This is a genomic window from Mycobacterium xenopi (assembly GCF_009936235.1).
Classification (GTDB): Bacteria; Actinomycetota; Actinomycetes; order Mycobacteriales; family Mycobacteriaceae; genus Mycobacterium; species Mycobacterium xenopi.
The window spans coordinates 4,869,349-4,889,425 of sequence record NZ_AP022314.1; the positions used below are offsets into that span (position 1 = coordinate 4,869,349).

The following is a 20,077-nucleotide window of genomic DNA, read 5'->3' on the forward strand; positions in this document are numbered from 1 at the left end:
CGGCGCTCCGGTGCTTACCGGGACGGGACTTCCACCCGCTAGCCTGATCCAGCTTTCTGGACGCACCATGCGGGGATCATAACTGTCGTACTTACATACCGGGAACGGGTTAAGTTGCGACGCGGCTGCCAGTATCGCCAGCTGCGGGCGCTTGGCGTTGGAGGCGCACCCAGCGCCCCAGACTTGTTTACCGACACCGATCTCGGCGGCCACGTGAGGTACCGGGTGGCCGGTCTCAATTACCAGGCGGGCAGCCTGCTCCGAAACTCCGGGGTGTACTTGCGAACGCTTCCCCGACATACGGACATCATTCCCGCGGGCCCAGGGATCCCACCAGTTAGGTGTCCGTCAGGGGTCAACCCCAAAGCACGGAGACGTGGCGGAAGAGTTTCCCCCGAAATCCCCTGGATAACATCCGCTTTGACTGAAGTCGAGCTCCCCAGAGCCATCCGCGCAGTCGCCCCGGAAGGACTACCCGCGTGCCCTCCGTGCTGGCCAGGCTAAACCGCTTCGAAATCGACCATGTCATCCGTTCCACCGCGGCGGCCTACCCCAATCCCGCACTGCGATTACTCGACGCAATACATCTCGCCACCGCTCAAACCGCCGCTTCCGCTGCACCGTTGACCGCGCTCGTCACCTACGACACTCGCCTTAGCGCGGCCGCCGACGACCTCGGCATGACCGTGGTCGCGCCAGGAAAAGGCGCTAACAGCGTTCGGCGGAGATAGGAATTGGCAGACCAGGCTCAGATGTGGTGGTGGGAGGCGGCGCCAACAAGGTGCTCTACCGCGCCATGTTGGCGAACCTCGACAAGTGCAACTGGTGCGCGACAGTCACCGTCTTCGTCGGCCCGTTGCGGTGCTTGGCGAGGATCAAGTCCGCCTCGCCGCCGCGCGGATCGTCGCGTTCGAAGGCGTCAGGCCGGTGTAACAGGATTACCATGTCGCTATCTTGTTCGAGGGAGTTATGTACTGAAATTCCCTGTGCCACAAAGTTATTAGTTCCTGGCACAGTCCCATCGTACACATCGCGTTCGCCGATGCTAGTGATCTCCACGATCTTGTCCCAGAACACATCGCTGGTCGCAAGATCGTGAAGCGCCCCGCCTTGAAGAAGCGCTGCCACCCGATGTAGCCGCGGTCGGCCTGGAGCGTGCGTCCATGTCGCCGAACCTTCCGGCCTTATGTCGGCCGCAACTGCGAATTCGCGGTACGTCATCTGTCGGGACGACAATGCCTGTACGATCCGAGCCCAAACCTCTTTCGGCACCGTGTCCGCACCTGGACGTCGCACTCGTGCGGTCAGTTCCTCCAGGACTTTCTGCGCTGCCCTGCTGCGTAGGCCATGGACGCCGACCTTGGTCAAAAACGCAATCTGATTGTCGGCCCGGTCAATCCACAGACGCCAGCAGTCGCGGTAACCCGTCTTGCGCAGCTTTGTGATTCGACTGTTTACACCCAGGCGTAGCAGCAGTTGCTGGACGTCGTCGACAAGCTGCCGACTTGTCGCCGCGTAGTAGATCCGCCCCATTCCCAGCTTGTCGTCCCACCGCACTGAACCATCCGTTGCCCACAGATGGCGCAGGAACAACGCCACCTGATCATTGGGTAGCTTGAAAACCCGCTCTGGCACGAACTTTTCGTGACTACGTAGGCCGAACAGCCCCTGCTCATCCAGCCACGCGGCAATCGCATTGCGCTTACGGTGCGTCAGGTGGTACGGCGCCGGCGGTCGCAGTGTTGTCACCCGGGCCGCCGGGTAGTCGTCGCGCACGGCGGTTACGCCGAAGTGCGCGGGGGAAATCCCCACTTCAGCTAAGTACACTTCGTCGGCGCTCGCATAGCCAACCGGCTTATCCTTCACACACGACCCATCACTGATCATGTGCGCCAGCAAGATGACTTCGGAGTCAGCCACACGCTGCGTGTCAACCGGCTCAGGAACCCGACGCGGCACGGCAAGCCGGTCGCCAACCTTCAGCTGCTCCAACGGCGTCCAGCCGTTGATCGTCATAAACGGGTGGTTACCGGTCGCCTCCGCTTCCCGTCCCGAGGCCAGCCGGAGCCGGAACACCTCTTTACGTCCGCTCGGGAACACGTTGGTCATCGGGCGCGCCACCATCCGCAACTGTTCGTCGAGCGACCACACCAGCGGCCGCTCACCCGTCCGCATCAGCTCGCCGAACGTCACCTCGGCCCCGGTGTCGGCGCGCAGGATTCGGGTGTTCGCGGTGAGGCAGCCCGACTCACGCAGGTCGGCCAGCATCGGCTTCTTGTCGGTGCGCTGCTCGGGACCGCGGTTCAGCTGGCTGATCGCGACAACCGGTACGTCGAGTTCTTTCGCTAAAAGCTTTAAGTTGCGGGAAAATTCGGATACCTCCACCTGGCGCGACTCGAACTTCTTGCCAGAGGTCATCAGCTGCAGGTAGTCCACCACAATCAGCTTCAGGTCGGCCTTTTGGCGCAGCCGCCGGGCCTTGGCGCGGATCTCCATCATGGTCAGATTCGGCGAGTCGTCGATATACAGTGGCGCCTCGCTGATTTCGCTCATCCGCCGTGCCAACCGCGTCCAGTCGTCGTCGCTCATCCGGCCCGAACGCATGTCCGAGAGCTTGATTTTCGCCTCAGCAGAGAGCAGCCTCATGACGATCTCGGACTTGCTCATCTCCAGCGAGAAGATCACGCTGGCCATCCGGTGCTTGATCGAGCACGATCGCAGGAAATCCAAGCCCAGCGTCGAGTTGTGGGTCGGCACCATGCCACGTCCGGCCAGATACAGGTGCGCGGCGTTGTCCACCTCGATGCAGCGCACGGGGACGCTGCGAACCCGGCGCACCGCGTCGAGCTGCAGAACCGGCGACATCAAGTTGGTGGTGACCCGGCGCTCGGCGTACCGCGCGATCGACCCGGCGGCGGCGATGCTATCCAATCCGCATCGCAATTCGGCGGTCGTGCGAACCCCGTAGCCCGTCGGCCACTGGTGATCCGCGTCGGCGACAATGACTGTGCCATCCGAGAATTCGACCTCGTAGCACGGCCGCCCCATCATCACGTCGGTCGCCGCGATCACCCGGGTGGGCTGCCCGTCGGCGCCCAGCAGCTCGTCACCGACCGCGACGTCGCCCATTGTCGTCCAGCCGGACGGCGTCGGCAGCGGCGTGTCCAACGCGAGCGCCTTGCCCACCCCGGGCCGGGCCGCGACGATGATCATCTGCCCGGGATGCAGACCGTTGGTCACCTCGTCGAGTTCATGAAAACCGGTCGGCACCCCGCGCGCCAAACCACCGCTGGAGGCGATGGCGTCGATCTCGTCCATCGTCGGCTGCAGCAAGTCCTCCAAGGCGACGAAATCCTCGGAGAGCCGCCGATCGGTGACGTCGTAAATCTCTGCCTGTGCCCGGTCGACCACCTCGGCCACATCCGAGCCCTCGGCGCCGGCGTAGCCGTACTGCACGACCCGGGTGCCGGCCTCCACCAGGCGGCGCAGCAGCGCCTTTTCGGCGACGATTCCCGCGTAATAGCCGGCGTTGGCCGCCGTCGGCACGGTCGAGATCAGCGTGTGCAAATACGGCGCACCACCGATGCGGCGCAGCAGGCCGCGGCGGTCCAACTCGGCGGCCACCGTCACCGCATCGGCCGGCTCGCCGCGCCCATACAGATCCAGGATCGCGTCGTAGATGTTCTGGTGCGCGGGGCGGTAGAAGTCGCCAGGCCGCAGCCGCTCCAGCACATCGGCGATCGCATCCTTGGACAGCAGCATCCCGCCCAGCACCGACTGCTCGGCGGCGAGGTCCTGCGGCGGCTGCCGCCCGAAGTCCTCGCTGGGTGAAGCGGCGTCCATGCCGGGGTAGCCGAGATCGTCGACAACCGCCATGGGCTCTTCACCTCCTCCAGCACAACCCTCGAACGCTCATTCGATCGGCGGTTCGACTGTAGGTCGAAGCACCGACAGTTCGTAGCACCCGTCGCGCGCTCCCGAGAAGACCGCCCGCAGTTCGCGAACGCGTCGACGCTAAACGTTGCTGGCACCTACTCCAAGGGCCGCTGTTTATGAAGCTGTGCATCGTGTGTGCATATCCGTCGGCACCTGTGTTGAGGCGGCTGTGTACAACTTGTGGACGAATGCGCGGCGTAACAGTATTTCCGCAGATAAGAGGACCACGGCAGTGCGCAATTTGTGTGGATGAGAATCTCTTCGGCGTGTCGCGGCAGGTTGCTATGTCGGGCGTGTTGCATTGCAGTCAGTTATTTCCGGCGTTAACAGACGGTTACGTTCACAGCCGTATTTACTCGGCCGTTAGTTCGCCAGCACAGCCAGCAACGCCCCGGCGGCGGCCGTCATGGCCGCTACCGGGGTGGTCGATTCGGTGAGTTAACCCTGCGCGACGACGTCGAGCGTCAGTTCGACATCGATCCCGGGATGCAGATGCACCTTCGCCGTGTGCGCCCCGAGCGATTTGATGTGCTCCTTGGGCAGCCGCACGATCCGCTTGTCCAGGGTCGGCCCGCCCGCCTTGTTGATGGCGGCGACGACATCGGCGGCGGTCACCGACCCGAACAGCTTGCCGGTATCGGGTGCGGCCCGCACCGGCAGGGGAATCGGCCCCAGCGCCTCGAGCGCGGCCTTGATCTCGTTCGCGTGCTCGAGGTCGCGCACCCGTTTGGATTCCCGGGCGCGGCGGATGTCGTCGGCGTGCTTTTGCGCGCCACGCGACGCGACGATCGCCAGCCCCCGTGGAAGCAGGAAGTTGCGGCCGTAACCGTCTTTGACCTCGACAGTGTCGCCGACCGAGCCGAGGTGGTCGACGTCGGCGGTCAGGATCAGCTTCATCGTGTCGTACTTTCGTCCGGGTGCGCGACTACCGCGCCGAAGAGGTGAAGGGCAGCAACGCCATCTCGCGGGCATTCTTCACCGCGAGCGCGATGTCGCGCTGGTGCTGTACGCAGTTTCCGGTGACCCGGCGGGCGCGGATCTTGCCGCGCTCACTGATATAGGTGCGCAGCAGCGCTGTGTCCTTGTAGTCGATCACCAGGTCTTTTTTGGCGCAGAACACACACTTGCGTGTCTTGACCGGCTTTTCCGGTGCCGGGCGCCGCTTGCTGGATTTGGCCATGTATGCGTCTCTTTCGTGCCGTGCTGCTTGTGGTTAGAAGGGCGGTTCGTCGTCGCCACCACCGAACGAGCCCGACGCCGGGGCGCTGCCCCACGGGTCGTCCGTGCTTGCGCCGCTGGCCTGGGCCGCCGCTGGGCGGGGTCCACCGCCACCGCCGAAGCCCCCACCTCCGGCGCCGCTGCGGCTGGCTTTGTTGACCTTAGCGGTGGCGTAGCGCAGTGACGGGCCGATCTCGTCGACCTCGACCTCGACCACCGTGCGCTTCTCGCCCTCCCGGGTTTCGAACGAACGCTGCTTGAGCCGTCCGGTCACGATCACACGCGACCCGCGGGTCAGGCTCTCGGCCACGTTCTCGGCGGCCTCACGCCAGATGTTGCACCGCAAAAACAGCGCCTCCCCGTCCTTCCATTCCCCGGTTTGGCGGTCGTAGATCCGCGGTGTCGACGCCACGGTGAAGTTCGCCACGGCAGCACCCGACGGGGTGAACCGCAGTTCGGGGTCAGCGGTCAAGTTGCCGACGACGGTGATGGTGGTGTCACCAGCCACAACGTCCTCCTGGTTTCGCCGGGTGCTCTGCTCTGCGCGCTGCGCGCAGGCGGCTCAACGCAGAGCCTACGCAACTGCTCCGACGTCTATCGTCGTTCATCACCACGCTAGTGCTTGTCGGTGCGTAGCACTTTGGTCCGCATGACGGACTCGTTGAGTTTGAGCTGGCGGTCGAGTTCGGTCACCGTCGCCGGAGCGGCCTTGACGTCGATCACGGCGTAGATGCCCTCAGAGTGCTTCGCGATTTCGTAAGCCAGCCGCCGTCGGCCCCAGATGTCGACTTTCTCCACGGTGCCGCCGTCCTTGCGGACGACGTTGAGAAAGGCCTCCAACGAGGGGGCTATCGTGCGCTCGTCGAGGGTCGGGTCGAGGATGACCATGATTTCGTACGGACGCATGGGAACCTCATCACCTCCTATGGTCGTGTGCGGCCACGGTCGGATCCGTGGCAGGAGGGTCGCCTGCGTCGGCAACCGCACAGGCTACCGGATGCTCGCGTGGCTTGGGTAATCGTCGGCCGCAGGCCGGCGCAGCTTCGGCGGTCGCAGCCGGCCGGGCAGCCAGCTGGGCGGCGCGTCGGCGGCCCGGTCGAAGACGCCGCCCGCCGGATCATCCAGGCGCCCGCCCCAGCGCACCAGGTCCTCGCTGGGGCGATAGATCTGGCGCACCACCAGCACACACAGCAGCACCACGGCGGCATCGCGCAGCAGCACCGCGGCGGTGAACCACTGCTCGGGCAGCCCTCGATTGGGCATGCTGTACAGGTAATACATTCGCGGCACCCACACCACCGCATCAATCGTCATCCACGCCAGCAGGATCCGTCGATGGGGCAACGCCAGCACCGCCAGCGGCACCAGCCACAGCGAGAACTGCGGGCTCCACACCTTGTTGGTCAACAGGAACGCCGCCACCACCAAAAATGTCAGCTGCGCCACCCGGGGTCGCTGCGGAGCCGTCAGTGCGACGTATGCGATTGCGCTGCAACACAAGAGGAACAGCACTGCGACGACGGTGTTCAACACCACCGGCGGCTGCCAAAAGCCGAGTCCGGGGTCGAAGCCACGCCAGCCGGTGAACGACTTCACGACGTTGTAGACCGAATCCATGTCGTCGCCGCGTCGGGTGTTGAGCCGGAAGAACTCCGACCACCCCCGCGGAAACAGCACCATCACCGGGAGATTCACCGCCAGCCACGTGGCAAGCACCGCCGCAGCCGCGCGAACTACCTCCGCGAGCCGCCCCACCCGAATGCCCAGCACCACCAGCGGAACCAGAAACAACACCGGATACAGCTTGGCTGCGACGCCCAGGCCGATCAGCACACCGGCCAGCACCGGCCGCCGGCGGGCCCAGGCCAGCAGCCCGCTGATAGCGAAAGCTGTTGGCAACGCGTCGAAATTGGTGAAGGCCTGAAAGATCAACAACGGCGAGGCGGCCACCAGGGCTGCGTCCCACACCCGCCGGCCGGCCAGTCCCGCGCTGGCCCACACGGTCGCCAGCCAGGCCAGCGCCAACCCGAACGCGGCGACATCGAAAAACACCACCACCTCGGCCACCACGGGCAGCACATGCAGCTTGCTCAACGCGGTATACGTCTTGGCCAGCGCCATCGACGCGTACTGATAGACCCCGGTCAACACCGGATACTCCATGTAGCGCACCGCGGGTCCGCCGTCGTAGCGGGTCTGTGGTTTGCCGGCCGAGTCGGTTTCCACCCAACTGGACTTGTAGGGAAACTTCCCTTGGCTCAACAACTCTGCGCCGTAGAGCGGCACGGTGTCGGAGTAGCACAACTGGTAGTACGCACGCTGGTTGGACCAGTTGGCCACTCGCTGGTCGCCGGGTCCGGTGCCGGTGCTCTGCAGGCACGGGGCCTTCGTCGACCAGCCCAGCGCCAAGAACACCAGCGCGATCACAAACATCACCCGCAGCGGGGTCAAGAACGGCGCGCGGCCGATGAGGGCGTGCCGGCCCACCGGCCCGCCGATCACCGTCGACAGCGCTGAGCCCAAAGCGTCTGTGCGGCTGGGGCAATCGCGGTCGTCGGCGCTGCGCAAGTCAGCCGCCAATGGCCGCGGCGAGACGATCGTGCGGCGGGTGTCGGCGTCGGTCACGGCGGCGGTGCGGGCGCTTGGGGCGCTCCTGGCGGTGCGAAAGGACCTGGCCCGCCTGGCGCCGGCGCGACAGGTCCGGGTGCCGGCGCCACGGGAACAGTGGTGGGCGGGCCGACCGGAATCGTGATGCCCGGTGCCACTTCGATCGTCGGCTGGATCACCGTCTCCGACGGCGGCGCCTCCACCCGCGGGGGCGGGGCCGCGGGCACCCCGGCGTAGCCACCGATCGTGGCCGGCTTGGGAAAGGACTCGTTGGGGGTGCCCTTCAGCGCGCCGTCCATGGTCGCCTTCCAGATGTCCGACGGCAAGCTCGACCCCCATACCGGCGAACCCCACTTGTTGACCAGCGGCTTGTCGCCCCGGACGGTGCCGACCCAGACCGCGGTCGACAGCGACGGCGTGTAACCAACCATCCAGGCGTCCTTGTTCGCGTCGGTGTCACCCAACTGCGTGGTCCCGGTCTTGGCCGCCGACGGCCGCCCGCCGGCCAGGTTGTGCCCGCGCGAATAGCCGGCTATCGGCTGCATCGCGGAAGTGACGTTGTCGGCGACGGCCTTGTCGATGCGCTGCTCGCCGTTGTTGGCCTGGGTAGCGGCGTCGAAGAGCACCTGGCCGTCGGAGTTGACGACCTTTTGCACGAAATGCGGTGCGTGGTAGACACCCGACGCCGCCAGAGTGGCGTAGGCCGAGGCCATATCGATGACCCGAGTCTGATATTGGCCCAACACAATTCCGTTGTTCGGTGGGCCGCCCTTACCGTCTTCGGACAACGTGTGCGGAACTCCGGGAAAGCTGGTGGCGACGCCGGCCTGGTGCGCGGCGTCGGCGACGTCCTGCGGGCCGTGCTTCAGCTTGAGCATCAACCGGTAATAGGAGGTGTTGAGCGAACGTTTCAGCGCCTCGGCGATAGAGCACGTGCCGCAGCTTTCACCCTCCACGTTGCTGATCTTGATGCCGTCGACCGTCAGCGGTGAACTATCCACCTGGTAACCCAGGCCGATGCCTTGCTCCAGGGCGGCCACCAACGCGAAGACCTTGAACGACGACCCGGTCTGCAGCCCCGCCTGGGCGAAGTCGAAACCGTTGGCGTCCGCGCCGCCGTAGTACGCGCGCACCGCGCCGCTGTGCGGATCGATCGACACCACCGCGGCCCGCATCTCAGGGTCTTGGCCGTCGAGGTAGGTCGACACCGCCTTCTCCGCCGCCCGCTGGGCTTGCGGATCGATGGTGGTCGTGATCTGCAGACCCTGGGTGTAGAGCGTCTTTTCGTCGATGTTGAACAGGTCCAGCAGTTCCTTGGTCACCTGCCGTTCAATCAGACCGTTGGGTCCGGTGGTTTGGTTCTGCGCGCGGGCCAGCTCCGGCGGCACGGTTTGCGGAAACACTTGCTGCGTACGGTCACTCGGTGACAACGCCCCGGTTTCCACCATCCCGTCGAGCACCCAGTTCCAGCGGATGGTCGCACCCTTGAGATTGACGGCGGGATCCAGCGCGGACGGTCGCTGGATCAGTGCCGCCAGCAGCGCGCCCTCTGCGACGGTGAGCTGCTCGACGGGTTTGTCGAAATACGCCTTGGACGCGGCGGCGATCCCGTAGGCGCCGCGGCCGAAGTAGATGATGTTCAGATAGGCCTGCAGCACATCGTCTTTGGACCACTCCCCCGACATCTTCGTGGCGACGACGAGCTCTTTGGCCTTGCGGATCAACCCGCCGAACCCGGTGCGTTGCGACCCGACCAGCGCGTTCTTCACGTACTGCTGAGTGATCGTCGAGCCGCCTTGCAGGTCGCCGCCAAACATATTGTTCTTCACCGCCCGCGCGAAACCCGTCAACGAAAAGCCGGGATTGGAGTAGAAGTTGCGGTCTTCGGCGGCCAGCACTGCCCGGCGCACATGCACGGGTACCTGCTTGAGGTCGACGTCGACCCGATTACCCTCGGGCGGAATGATTTTGGCGAGCTCAGAGCCGTCGCTGGCCAGGATCGTCGAGACCTGGTTGGTACGAATGTCGCCCGGCTTGGGAACATCGACAATGAAGTAAGCCATGGCGAAGGTGATGATCGGCAACACCAACAGCACGACCGCGCCGGCGTAGAGGCCGCGTCGCACCCACATCCAGTTGAGGCGATGCACCCAATCCCAATTCAGCTCCTGCAGTTGCCGGCCCAGTCGGCCAAGCCAGCCCAGCTGCGGCCCGGGCCGCGGGCCACCGGGTGGCGGGCTGCCGGTCAGCGGGCGGCGCCGTCGCGGCGGCGGTGAGGCGCCGTCCAGCGCAGCCGCGACCTTTTCGATCGGAGCCCGCTGCGGGGTTCTGGAACGGGTGCCATCCAGCGCGGCCTTGACCTCTTCGATCGGGTCGCGCAGGCCGGGCGAGGTGTCGTCGGTGACGGGCGGCAGGACCGTCGTCAACCGGTCGTCGGGAGGAATCGGCCGATGCGGTGAACCGGGCGCCGGGCGGGAAGGGCCGCGTGACCGGCGATCCCCGCGGTGTTTGGGTGCACCACCTGGCGTCGGCCCGCGGGGGACGTCGGTGGATGAGCGGTCGTAGCGCCCGTCGCTATTCACTGGCCGTGCGGGCACCATTGCGCGCCGCCCGGGTGCCGCGCGACCCCCGAGGAGGACGGGCTGGGCGAGCCGCACCCAGGACGTACGACTTGACCAGGTGATTCCAGCGGCAGGTCCGACATACCTCCACTACGTGTACCGAAAACTCGTCGAAGCGGGACGCCAGCAAGACCAGCTCTTCGGTCGTACGGGCCGAACCCGACACCGGCCCCAGATGCTCACCGAACACCCACGACACCAGCGTCAGCTGCTCTTTGCGGCAGATCGGGCACATCACCGGGCTGGGTTTGCCATGGTATTTCGCGGCGCGCAGCAGATAGGGATCCGCGTCGCACACCTCGGAGATGCCGGTACGTCCCGAGTACACCTCGGCCAGCAGTGAGCGGCGGCGCAACGCGTAGTCCACCACCTGTCGCTGGAGTCGCATGCTGACCAGAGTACGTCCGCGCGGCCCTTACCGAGATGTTGGCCAAAATGTTGTGCGGCTTTCCCCACTACGCGGGCTGGGTGCACCTGGCGGGTTGCCATACGATCGTCGCCGTGGCGACGCGGCAGACCCCCGCGACCCGGGCCAAAGACAGCGACCGGGAACAGACCTGCCGCGCGCTGGACACCGCGCTCAGCGACGGCGAACTGTCCATGGAAGAACACCGGGAGCGGATCAAAGCGGCCACCAGTGCCGTCACGCTGGGCGAGCTTCAGACGCTGGTGGCCGACCTGCAGTCGGCGCCCGCCCCGGTGCAACCACCCCCACCCGCGACACCGACCAGGTCGAGCAGCTGGGGCGTCATGATCGCCGCGCTCGTCGTCGCGGTGCTGCTCGGCGTGGGCATCGGGTGGGGCCTCTACGGCAACACCTCCTCGCCGCTAGACTTCACGTCCGATCCTGGTGCCAAACCCGACGGCGTCGCGCCGACGGTACTCACACCCCCCAGGCAGCTGCAGTCGCTGGGCGGGCTGACCGGCCTGATCGACCAGACCCGCAAAAGGTTCGGCGACATCACGGGTTTTCGGCTGGTCATCTACCCGGACTACGCGGTGATTGACCGCCCCGACCCCAACCGGGACCGTCGCCAGCTCAGCTACACCTACCGCGGCGGCTGGGGAGACCCGACCGCCTCGGCGAAGACCAGCGACGCCGACGCCGTCGACCTGAGCCGGTTCGACCCCAAGGCGACCGTGGGCATCCTGCGCGGCGCCCCGGAGACCCTCGGCATCAAACAGCCGGACGTCAAAACCACGTACCTGGTGATCGAGCCGGCCCGCGACCCGACCACGCCGGGCGCCCTGTCGCTGTCGGTGTATGTGTCCAGCGATTACGGCAGCGGCTACATCGCATTCGCCGGCGACGGCACCGTCAAACAGGTGAACTATCCGTCCTGAGCCTCGCCGGGACCTGGCAGGCCGTTGAACGCCGCACAAACGAAAGCTGGTGTGGTGGCAAATATATCGGGACGATATTATTACTCGAGGCTGTGTCCCGATATGACAGCGTCGCCACGACGGAGCAAAGGAGGTGACTCGGTGCTGGAGCTGGCCATCCTCGGTCTCCTGCTCGAGTCACCCATGCATGGCTACGAGTTGCGCAAGCGGCTGACGGGTTTGCTCGGTGCCTTCCGCGCGTTTTCCTACGGCTCGCTGTATCCGGCGTTGCGGCGCATGCAGGCCGACGGCCTGATCGCCGAGAACGCCGCTCCGGCCGGGACGCCGGTGCGGCGGGCCCGGCGGGTGTACCAACTCACCGACGCCGGTCGACGGCGTTTCGCGGAACTGGTGGCCGACACCGGTCCGCACAACTACACCGACGACGGCTTCGGGGTACACCTGGCGTTTTTCAACCGCACTCCCGCCGAGGCGCGGATGCGGATCTTGGAAGGCCGCCGTCGCCAAGTCGAAGAGCGCCGGGAAGGCCTGCGTCAAGCAGTGGCGCGGGCCAGTAGCTCGTTCGACCGCTATACCCGCCAGCTGCATCAACTCGGGCTGGAGTCCAGCGAGCGCGAAGTCAAGTGGCTCAACGAGTTGATCGCCGCGGAGCGGGTAGCCCAAGGTCACGCCGAGCAGGCGTAGGCACAGCCGAGCACCACGTCCACCCCCACAGGTACAGGTAAGGAGAACGCCTTATGAGTGAGCACACCGCGCCCGCGGCGTCGACAGAGATCCGAGTCGCCATCGTCGGCGTCGGTAACTGCGCGTCCTCGCTGGTCCAGGGCGTTCAGTATTACCAAGACGCCGACGAGAACTCCTCGGTGCCCGGCTTGATGCACGTGCGGTTCGGGCCGTACCACGTCCGCGACGTCAAGTTCGTCGCCGCGTTCGACGTCGACGCGAAGAAAGTGGGCTTCGATTTGTCCGAGGCCATCTTCGCCTCCGAGAACAACACCATCAAGATCGCCGACGTGCCGCCCACCGACGTGGTGGTGCAGCGCGGCCCGACCCTCGACGGCATCGGCAAGTACTATGCCGACACCATCGAGTTGTCCGACGCCGATGCGGTCGACGTAGTCAAGGTGCTGCGCGACAACGAGGTCGACGTGCTGGTGTCCTACCTGCCTGTGGGTTCGGACCAGGCGGACAAGTTCTACGCCCAGTGCGCGATCGACGCCGACGTGGCGTTCGTCAACGCGCTGCCGGTGTTCATCGCATCAGATCCGGTGTGGGCCAAGAAGTTCGCTGACGCCGGGGTGCCGATCGTCGGCGACGACATCAAGAGCCAGATCGGCGCGACGATCACCCATCGGGTGCTGGCCAAGTTGTTCGAGGACCGCGGGGTGCAACTGGACCGCACGATGCAGCTCAACGTGGGCGGCAACATGGACTTCCTGAACATGCTCGAACGTGAGCGCCTCGAGTCGAAGAAGATCTCCAAGACGCAGGCCGTCACCTCTAACGTGCAGCGGGAGTTCAACACCAAAGACGTGCACATCGGCCCGTCGGACTACGTCAGTTGGCTCGACGACCGCAAGTGGGCCTACGTGCGGCTAGAGGGCCGGGCGTTCGGCGACGTGCCGCTGAACCTCGAGTACAAGCTGGAGGTGTGGGACTCGCCGAACTCGGCGGGCGTGATCATCGACGCGATCCGGGCTGCCAAGATCGCCAAGGATCGAGGCATCGGCGGGCCTGTGATCCCCGCGTCGGCCTACCTGATGAAGAGCCCGCCGCAGCAGATGCCCGACGACATCGCGCGCGTCCGGCTCGAGGAGTTCATCACGGGCTAGCCCGCGAGAGTGCAACTAGCGACGGCCCCACTCGGGAAACGTGTCGCTGGTTGCACTTTCGCGGCAGACTAACTGCTGTGCTCTCCGACGACGAACTAGCCGGACTTTCCGAATTCGCGCTGCTGGCCGAAAATGCCGAGCAGGCCGGCGTGGACGGGCCGCTGCCCAGCGTCGAGCGTGTCGACGCTGGCGCGATCAGCGCGCTGCGTTGGGGTGAGGGCCCGCCGCGGGTGGTGTTCCTGCACGGCGGCGGACAGAACGCGCACACTTGGGACACCGTCATCGTGGGCTTGGGCGAGCCGGCGTTGGCGGTGGACCTTCCCGGCCACGGCCGTTCGGCCTGGCGCGACGACGGCGACTACTCGCCGCGGCGCAACGCCGCCACCCTGATGCCGGTGCTGCGCGAGCTGGCCCCCGGCGCGGAGCTGGTGGTCGGCATGTCGCTGGGCGGGCTGACCGCGGTATCCCTTGGCGCGGCTGCACCGGAGCTGGTGCGCGAACTGGTGCTGGTCGACGTCACGCCGTCGTCGTTGCAGCGGCATGCCGAGCTGACCGACGCCCAGCGCGGCACGGTGGCGTTGATGCACGGCGAGCGGGAGTTTCCCAGCTTCGCGGCGATGCTGGAGCAGGCTATCGCCGCCGCGCCGCACCGCGACGTGAAATCGTTGCGCCGCGGCGTGTTCCACAACTCGCGCCGGCTCGACGACGGGCGCTGGACATGGCGCTACGACGCGATGCAGAGCTTTCCGGATTTCGGTGGCCTGTGGGACGACGTGCAGGCGCTCACCGCGCCCATCACGCTCGTCCGGGGCGGGATGTCGGGTTTCGTCGGCGACGGCGATGTTGCTGAATTGCGCCGTCGCGCCAGGGATTTCCGCGGTGTCCACGTCGTCGACAACTCCGGGCATTCGGTGCAAAGCGATCAGCCCCGCGCCCTGGTCGACATCCTACGGGCCGTGCTCGACGGCTAACGTGATGGCTATGACGCAGCCTGTTCGCATCGGTGTGCAATTACAGCCGCAGCACGCCTCCCAATACCGTGTCATCCGCGACGCGGTCCGCCGCTGTGAGGACATCGGCGTCGACTACGCATTCAACTGGGATCACTTCTTCCCGCTCTATGGCGACCCCGACGGTGCTCACTTCGAATGCTGGACGATGCTGGGCGCTTGGGCCGAGCAGACGTCGCGCATCCAGATCGGCGCCTTGGTGACCTGCAACTCCTACCGCAATCCGGACCTGCTCGCCGACATGGCTCGCACCGTCGACCACATCAGCGGCGGACGGCTTGTTCTCGGCATCGGATCCGGCTGGAAAAAGAAGGACTACGACGAATACGGCTACGAATTCGGTACCGCAGCCAGCCGGCTAGATAACCTGTCCGCCGCCTTGCCACGCATCAAATCCCGCCTGGCCCAATTGAATCCGGCGCCCACACGCCACATACCGATCCTCATCGGCGGGCAGGGCGAGAAGAAGACATTGCGGCTCGTCGCGCAATACGCCGACATTTGGCACAGTTTCGCCACCCGCGACACCTACCCGGCGAAGGCGGCTGTGCTGGCCGATCACTGCGCGGCTGTCGGGCGCAACCCCGACACCATCGAACACTCCGCCGCGGTGGGCGGCGAAACCGGGGCGCGTGGCGATGACGCGCTGATCGCCGAGGCTGAGGACCTCACCCGGTTGGGCGTGACATTGCTGACGGTCGGCTCCTCCGGTCCCGACTACGACTTGAGCGCCGCCGAGGCGTTGTGCCGGTGGCGCGACCACCGTTAGGGCTTCCTCGGGCAAAAAGGACCGCACGGGTGTGACGCGTGAGAAGCTTTACAACGCGGATCTGCACAGCAAGCCGGGAGCCACCGATGCCCAAGAAGTACGGGGTCAAAGAGAAGGACCTGGTCGTCTCCCACATCCTCAACCTGGTGTTGACCGGCAAGCTGCGCACCGGCGACCGCGTCGACCGCAACGAGATCGCCAAGGAGCTCGGGATCAGCCGTGTCCCCATCCAAGAGGCGCTGGTGCAGCTCGAACACGACGGCATCCTGTCCACGCGCTATCACCGCGGCGCATTCATCGAGCGGTTCGACGAGGACACCGTCACCGAACACCACGAGCTCTACGGGATGCTCAACGGCATGGCCTCGGCGCGCGCGGCCGCCAACCCGACGCCGCGGATCCTCGGGCGACTCGACACCCTGCTGCGCGCCCTGCGCACGTCCAAGGAATCGCGGGCTTTCCTCGACGCCGCTGCGGAGTACCGGCGCACCGTCAACGACGAGTACGCCGGGCCGCGGCTGCATGCGGCGATCCGCGCCACCCAAACCCTGATCCCGCGAGTGTTCTGGGCGACTTACCAGAACGGCCGCGACGAACTGCTGCCCTTTTACGAAGAGGAGACCTCGGCCATCCACCGCCGCGACCCGGCCGCTGCGCGCGCCGCATGCATCGGCCGTGCCGACGTGATGGGCAAAGTCATGCTCGCCGAACTGGTTCGCCGCGGGGTGTTCGCCCCTACCGGGTGTGTGGGTTCCGGGTCTGCTCACGCCGTCGCGCTGTGACCACACCCGTCGGTCGTGGCTGAACGGCCCACCAGTCGATACGTTGCGGTCATGAGCGTGAATCGTGGGCGGCGTGCGGGGCGGGTGCTGGCGCTGACCGCCGCGCTGCTGGTGGTGGCCAGCCTCGGATTGGCTGCACCCGTCGCAGCCGACACCAACCAGTGCGCCCCAGTCGGGGCCGACAACGCGATCGCGTTGCCGCGCAAGCTCGCCAGCGCCCACCGTCCGCACGAGGACAAGTACACGACCCCCACCGTCGAGCCGCTGTCAGCGGTAGACATCGGCGCGCTGGGGCTGATCACCCCAGGAACCCTGACGGTTGGCACGCTCTCGCAGGCCCCGCCGACAAGCTGCATCAACGCCCAAGGCCGGTACAGCGGCTTCGACAACGAGCTACTGAGGGCCATCGCGGCAAAGCTGGGTTTGAAGGTGACCTTCGCCGGCACGGACTTCTCCGGTCTGCTCGCCCAGGTGGCGGCGCGGCGTTTCGATGTCGGGTCGGCATCGATCACTGCCACCGACGCCCGGCGGCGCACCGTCGCTTTCACCAACGGCTACGACTTCGGCTACTTTTCGCTGGTTGTTCCGTCCGGGTCGCCGATCGCCGGGTTCGACGACCTCACCAGCCGGCAACGCATCGGAGTGGTTCAGGGCACGGTCGAGGACGCCTACGTCGTCGAAACCTTGCACCTGCAGCCGGTGAAGTTCCCTGACTTCAACACCGTGTACGCCAGCCTCAAAACCCGCCAGATCGACGCCTGGGTGGCGCCGGCCCTGGAGGCGCTCAACGCGGTGCGCCCGGGCGACCCGGCGGTGACCGTCGCTCATACCTTCAGCCTCGGCAACTACGTGGCCTACGCGGTGGCCAAGGACAACCGCCCGCTGCTCGCCGCCCTGAACTCCGGATTGGACGCCGTGATCGCCGACGGTACCTGGTCGCGGCTGTACTCCGACTGGGTGCCCAGGCCACTGCCACCCGGCTGGAAACCCGGCTCCAAGGCTGCGCCGCAACCACATCTGCCGCCTTTCGCCGCGATCGCCGCGCGGCATCACCGGACCGTCGACGAGCCGGTCGCGGCGAAATCGACCCTGGCCCAGCTTCGCGACTCGTTCTTCGACTGGAGCCTCTACAAGCAGGCCGTCCCGGTGCTGTTGACGACGGGGCTGCCTAACACGCTGATCCTGACGGTCAGCGCCAGCGTGATCGGGCTGGTGATCGGCATGATGCTGGCGATCGCCGGGATCTCGCACGTGCGCTGGCTGCGCTGGCCGGCGCGGGTGTACACCGATATCTTCCGCGGCCTGCCCGAGGTGGTGATCATCCTGCTCATCGGGCTGGGCGTGGGGCCGCTGGTGGGCGGGCTGACCAACAGCAATCCCTATCCGCTGGGTATTGCCGCGCTCGGGCTGACCGCGGCGGCCTACGTCGGAGAGATCTTCCGCTCGGGCATCCAAAGCGTCGACCCCGGCCAGCTGGAGGCGTCGCGGGCGCTGGGGTTCAGCTATCCGGCGGCGATGCGGTTGGTGGTGGTGCCGCAGGGCATCCGGCGGGTGCTGCCCGCGTTGGTCAACCAGTTCATCGCGTTGCTGAAGGCCTCCGCGCTGGTGTATTTCCTGGGCCTGATCGCCGGGCAGCGCGAACTTTTCCAGGTCGGCCGCGACCTGAACGCCCAGACCGGAAGCCTTTCACCGCTGGTGGCCGCCGGCGTCTTCTACCTGGCACTGACGATCCCGCTGACGCATCTGGTGAACTTCATCGACGCCCGGCTTCGCCGCGGCCGGGTGGTCGCCGAACCACAGGACCCGCTGGATCCGAGTGCGATCTCCGCCCAGGAGATGACATGACGACCCAAATCGCGCGTCGTGAGCCAGTCTCGTTGGCGGGCAAGGATATTCATCTGTCATTCGGCCCGAACGCGGTGTTGCGGGGGGTGGACATCGACGTGCCGGCAGGCAGCACGGCGGCGGTGATCGGTCCGTCGGGCTCGGGCAAGTCGACCTTGCTGCGCACGCTGAACCGGTTGTACGAGCCGGACCGCGGCGACATCCTGCTCGACGGCCGGTCGGTGTTGGGTGACAACCCGGACCGGTTACGCCAGCGCATCGGCATGGTGTTCCAGCAGTTCAACTTGTTCCCGCATCGCAGTGTGCTCGACAACGTCATGCTGGGCCCGCGCAAGCTGCGACGGCTGCCGGCCGACGTGGCCCGCGACCTGGCACTGGCACAGCTGGATCGGGTTGGCCTGAAGCACAAGGCGGATGCACGACCGGGCACGCTGTCGGGCGGCCAGCAGCAGCGGGTGGCGATCGCGCGTGCGCTGGCCATGGCGCCGCAGGTGATGTTCTTCGACGAGGCCACCTCGGCGCTGGACCCCGAAATGGTCAAGGGAGTGTTGGCGTTGATTGCCGATCTGGGCGCCGAGGGTATGACGATGGTCGTCGTCACCCACGAAATGGGCTTCGCCCGGTCGGCTTCGGACACCGTGGTATTCATGGATCGCGGCAAAGTCGTGGAATCTGGGCCGCCGGCGAAGATATTCGAGTCCGCCGAAACCAAGCGGTTGCAGCGTTTCTTGTCCCAAGTACTTTGACGATAAAAACGATTTTCCGGCCTGCGTAAACGCCCGTCAGGTTAGACTGGCGAATTATGGCGGAACGGGAAGCCAGCGCTCCGGAACTGGCCGAGCTGGCGGAGGGCCTGCACCGCGCGCTGTCGAAACTGTTTGCCATTTTGCGTCGCGGCGACCCGAACATGTCCACGACCGGTGATTTGACGCTTGCGCAATTGTCGATTCTGGTCACGCTGCTCGACCGTGGCCCGATCCGCATGACCGATCTCGCCGCGCATGAGCGGGTGCGCACGCCCACCACCACGGTGGCGATCCGTCGGCTGGAAAAGCTCGGCCTGGTCAAACGCTCCCGCGACCCGTCCGACCTGCGCGCTGTGCTGGTCGACATCACCCCTCGCGGGTTGGCCGTTCACCGTGAGTCGCTGGCCAATCGACACGCCGCGCTGGCGGCGATGCTCAGCCAGCTCAGCGAGTCCGACCTGGACACCCTGACCAAGGCGTTGGCCCCGCTGGAACGGCTGGCCACCATCGAGCCGGCCGCTGCCGCGGGCGCGCCGACCGCCCGCGAGCAGGCGTGAAACCGCGGATCTGTCAACAACATCAGCTGTTGTCCTCACACTGCTGAGTTGTAATCGCCTGCAGCCCTGAATTTTTCAGTCAGTGCGGCAGGCTGTGGTGTGGCGGCGGCATCGGGTCGGCTTAAGCTGGCTGACATGCCGACTGCACTTATCACCGGTGCCAGCCGGGGGATCGGCTCGGCGATCGCCGAAGCGCTGGCCCAGACGCATACCCTGGTGCTGGCGGGGCGGCCCTCGGAACGCCTGGACGCGGTCGCCGAGCGGCTGCAGGCCACCGCGTGGCCGGTGGACCTGACCGACACCGACGCGGTCGAGAACTCGGCCGCTTCTCTTTCGCTGAGCGAACTTGATGTCTTGGTGCACAACGCCGGGGTGTCGATACCAAGCCATGTCGGCGACTCCAAGGTCGACGACTGGCGGGCCACGTTCGAGGTGAACGTTTTTGGGGCGGTGGCGCTGACCCTGGCGCTGCTGCCGGCGCTGCGGCGTGCACACGGCCAGGTGGTGTTCGTCAACTCCGGGTCGGGACGCAAAGTGTCGCCGGGCATGGCGTCGTACTCCGCCAGCAAGTTTGCGCTGCGGGCGTTTGCAGACTCGCTGCGCGACGACGAGCCCCAGCTGCGGGTGACCACGGTGTATCCGGGTCGGGTCGACACCGACATGCAACGCGAACTGGTCGACTTCGAAGGCGGCGAATACACCCCGGCTAAGTTTCTGCGGCCCGAGACCGTGGCCGGGGTGGTCGCCAACGTCGTGTACACCCCACCCGACGGCCATGTCCACGAGGTAGTGATCCGGCAGCGCTAGCGC

18 protein-coding genes and 1 pseudogene are annotated in these 20,077 nt (G+C 66.2%); 11 read left to right on the forward strand and 8 right to left on the reverse strand.

What is annotated here, in order from left to right:
* Window positions 1-396 precede the first annotated feature (396 nt).
* Window positions 397-731 (forward strand): annotated as a pseudogene (locus MYXE_RS23355) (PIN domain-containing protein); the annotation flags it as partial.
* Between the two features lie 55 nt (window positions 732-786).
* Here MYXE_RS23355 and MYXE_RS23360 read toward each other — a convergent pair.
* From MYXE_RS23360 to MYXE_RS23395, 8 genes are all read right to left on the reverse strand, one after another.
* Window positions 787-3,876: a replicative DNA helicase gene (locus tag MYXE_RS23360; protein ID WP_085197833.1), complete on the reverse strand. Its 3,090-nt coding sequence runs from the start codon at window positions 3,874-3,876 to the stop codon at window positions 787-789.
* 498 nt (window positions 3,877-4,374) lie between these two features.
* Window positions 4,375-4,833 (reverse strand): 50S ribosomal protein L9, encoded by a 459-nt coding sequence (gene rplI, locus MYXE_RS23365; RefSeq protein WP_085197835.1) that lies wholly within the window; start codon window positions 4,831-4,833, stop codon window positions 4,375-4,377.
* 28 nt (window positions 4,834-4,861) lie between these two features.
* Window positions 4,862-5,116, reverse strand: coding sequence for a 30S ribosomal protein S18 (rpsR, locus tag MYXE_RS23370; RefSeq protein ID WP_003919774.1), 255 nt, complete (start codon window positions 5,114-5,116; stop codon window positions 4,862-4,864).
* 33 nt (window positions 5,117-5,149) lie between these two features.
* Window positions 5,150-5,662, reverse strand: a complete 513-nt coding sequence (locus MYXE_RS23375) for a single-stranded DNA-binding protein (RefSeq protein ID WP_003919775.1) — start codon at window positions 5,660-5,662, stop codon at window positions 5,150-5,152.
* Window positions 5,663-5,769: 107 nt separating this feature from the next.
* On the reverse strand, window positions 5,770-6,060 hold the full coding sequence (gene rpsF / locus MYXE_RS23380) for a 30S ribosomal protein S6 (RefSeq protein ID WP_003919776.1): 291 nt from the start codon (window positions 6,058-6,060) through the stop codon (window positions 5,770-5,772).
* An 84-nt stretch (window positions 6,061-6,144) separates the two neighbouring features.
* Window positions 6,145-7,779, reverse strand: coding sequence for a glycosyltransferase family 87 protein (locus MYXE_RS23385; RefSeq protein ID WP_085197837.1), 1,635 nt, complete (start codon window positions 7,777-7,779; stop codon window positions 6,145-6,147).
* Complete coding sequence (locus tag MYXE_RS23390) at window positions 7,776-10,343, reverse strand: transglycosylase domain-containing protein (RefSeq protein WP_085198022.1); 2,568 nt, start codon at window positions 10,341-10,343, stop codon at window positions 7,776-7,778. The genes MYXE_RS23385 and MYXE_RS23390 overlap by 4 nt, the downstream gene beginning before the upstream one ends.
* A complete protein-coding gene (locus MYXE_RS23395; protein ID WP_085197839.1) occupies window positions 10,336-10,770 on the reverse strand; it encodes a DUF5318 family protein in 435 nt (144 codons plus the stop codon). Before MYXE_RS23395 ends, MYXE_RS23390 begins: the two co-directional genes overlap by 8 nt.
* 113 nt (window positions 10,771-10,883) lie before the next feature.
* Between MYXE_RS23395 and MYXE_RS23400 the strand changes: the two genes are divergently transcribed.
* From MYXE_RS23400 to MYXE_RS23445, 10 genes are all read left to right on the forward strand, one after another.
* Complete coding sequence (locus MYXE_RS23400) at window positions 10,884-11,726, forward strand: DUF1707 SHOCT-like domain-containing protein (protein WP_172468636.1); 843 nt, start codon at window positions 10,884-10,886, stop codon at window positions 11,724-11,726.
* A 141-nt stretch (window positions 11,727-11,867) separates the two neighbouring features.
* Window positions 11,868-12,410, forward strand: a complete 543-nt coding sequence (locus MYXE_RS23405; RefSeq protein WP_003919781.1) for a PadR family transcriptional regulator — start codon at window positions 11,868-11,870, stop codon at window positions 12,408-12,410.
* A gap of 53 nt (window positions 12,411-12,463) precedes the next feature.
* A complete protein-coding gene (locus tag MYXE_RS23410) occupies window positions 12,464-13,558 on the forward strand; it encodes an inositol-3-phosphate synthase (RefSeq protein ID WP_003919782.1) in 1,095 nt (364 codons plus the stop codon).
* Window positions 13,559-13,635: 77 nt separating this feature from the next.
* A complete protein-coding gene (locus MYXE_RS23415; RefSeq protein WP_085197841.1) occupies window positions 13,636-14,529 on the forward strand; it encodes an alpha/beta fold hydrolase in 894 nt (297 codons plus the stop codon).
* 10 nt (window positions 14,530-14,539) lie between these two features.
* Window positions 14,540-15,337: an LLM class F420-dependent oxidoreductase gene (locus MYXE_RS23420; protein ID WP_085198026.1), complete on the forward strand. Its 798-nt coding sequence runs from the start codon at window positions 14,540-14,542 to the stop codon at window positions 15,335-15,337.
* 86 nt (window positions 15,338-15,423) lie between these two features.
* The gene (locus tag MYXE_RS23425) at window positions 15,424-16,119 is read left to right on the forward strand and encodes a GntR family transcriptional regulator (protein WP_085197843.1); all 696 of its coding nucleotides are present in this window, start codon (window positions 15,424-15,426) and stop codon (window positions 16,117-16,119) included.
* A 51-nt stretch (window positions 16,120-16,170) separates the two neighbouring features.
* Entirely contained in the window at window positions 16,171-17,964 is a 1,794-nt protein-coding gene (locus MYXE_RS23430) for an ABC transporter substrate-binding protein/permease (protein ID WP_085197845.1), read from the forward strand.
* Window positions 17,961-18,710 carry an amino acid ABC transporter ATP-binding protein gene (locus MYXE_RS23435; RefSeq protein ID WP_003919787.1) on the forward strand — a complete coding sequence of 250 codons (750 nt, stop codon included), beginning with the start codon at window positions 17,961-17,963 and terminating at the stop codon, window positions 18,708-18,710. The genes MYXE_RS23430 and MYXE_RS23435 overlap by 4 nt, the downstream gene beginning before the upstream one ends.
* A 56-nt stretch (window positions 18,711-18,766) precedes the next feature.
* On the forward strand, window positions 18,767-19,267 hold the full coding sequence (locus tag MYXE_RS23440) for a MarR family winged helix-turn-helix transcriptional regulator (RefSeq protein ID WP_003919788.1): 501 nt from the start codon (window positions 18,767-18,769) through the stop codon (window positions 19,265-19,267).
* A 135-nt stretch (window positions 19,268-19,402) separates the two neighbouring features.
* Window positions 19,403-20,074, forward strand: coding sequence for an SDR family oxidoreductase (locus MYXE_RS23445; RefSeq protein WP_003919789.1), 672 nt, complete (start codon window positions 19,403-19,405; stop codon window positions 20,072-20,074).
* The last annotated feature ends 3 nt before the right edge of the window (window positions 20,075-20,077 follow it).

Coding starts and splice junctions, on each gene's coding strand:
- MYXE_RS23420 (WP_085198026.1), top strand. CDS start 14,540: ATGACGCAGCCTGTTCGCATCGGTGTGCAATTACAGCCGCAGCACGCC.
- MYXE_RS23440 (WP_003919788.1), top strand. CDS start 18,767: ATGGCGGAACGGGAAGCCAGCGCTCCGGAACTGGCCGAGCTGGCGGAG.
- MYXE_RS23410 (WP_003919782.1), top strand. CDS start 12,464: ATGAGTGAGCACACCGCGCCCGCGGCGTCGACAGAGATCCGAGTCGCC.
- rplI (WP_085197835.1), bottom strand. CDS start 4,833: ATGAAGCTGATCCTGACCGCCGACGTCGACCACCTCGGCTCGGTCGGC.
- MYXE_RS23360 (WP_085197833.1), bottom strand. CDS start 3,876: ATGGCGGTTGTCGACGATCTCGGCTACCCCGGCATGGACGCCGCTTCA.
- MYXE_RS23430 (WP_085197845.1), top strand. CDS start 16,171: ATGAGCGTGAATCGTGGGCGGCGTGCGGGGCGGGTGCTGGCGCTGACC.
- rpsF (WP_003919776.1), bottom strand. CDS start 6,060: ATGCGTCCGTACGAAATCATGGTCATCCTCGACCCGACCCTCGACGAG.
- MYXE_RS23435 (WP_003919787.1), top strand. CDS start 17,961: ATGACGACCCAAATCGCGCGTCGTGAGCCAGTCTCGTTGGCGGGCAAG.
- MYXE_RS23445 (WP_003919789.1), top strand. CDS start 19,403: ATGCCGACTGCACTTATCACCGGTGCCAGCCGGGGGATCGGCTCGGCG.
- MYXE_RS23395 (WP_085197839.1), bottom strand. CDS start 10,770: ATGCGACTCCAGCGACAGGTGGTGGACTACGCGTTGCGCCGCCGCTCA.
- rpsR (WP_003919774.1), bottom strand. CDS start 5,116: ATGGCCAAATCCAGCAAGCGGCGCCCGGCACCGGAAAAGCCGGTCAAG.
- MYXE_RS23425 (WP_085197843.1), top strand. CDS start 15,424: ATGCCCAAGAAGTACGGGGTCAAAGAGAAGGACCTGGTCGTCTCCCAC.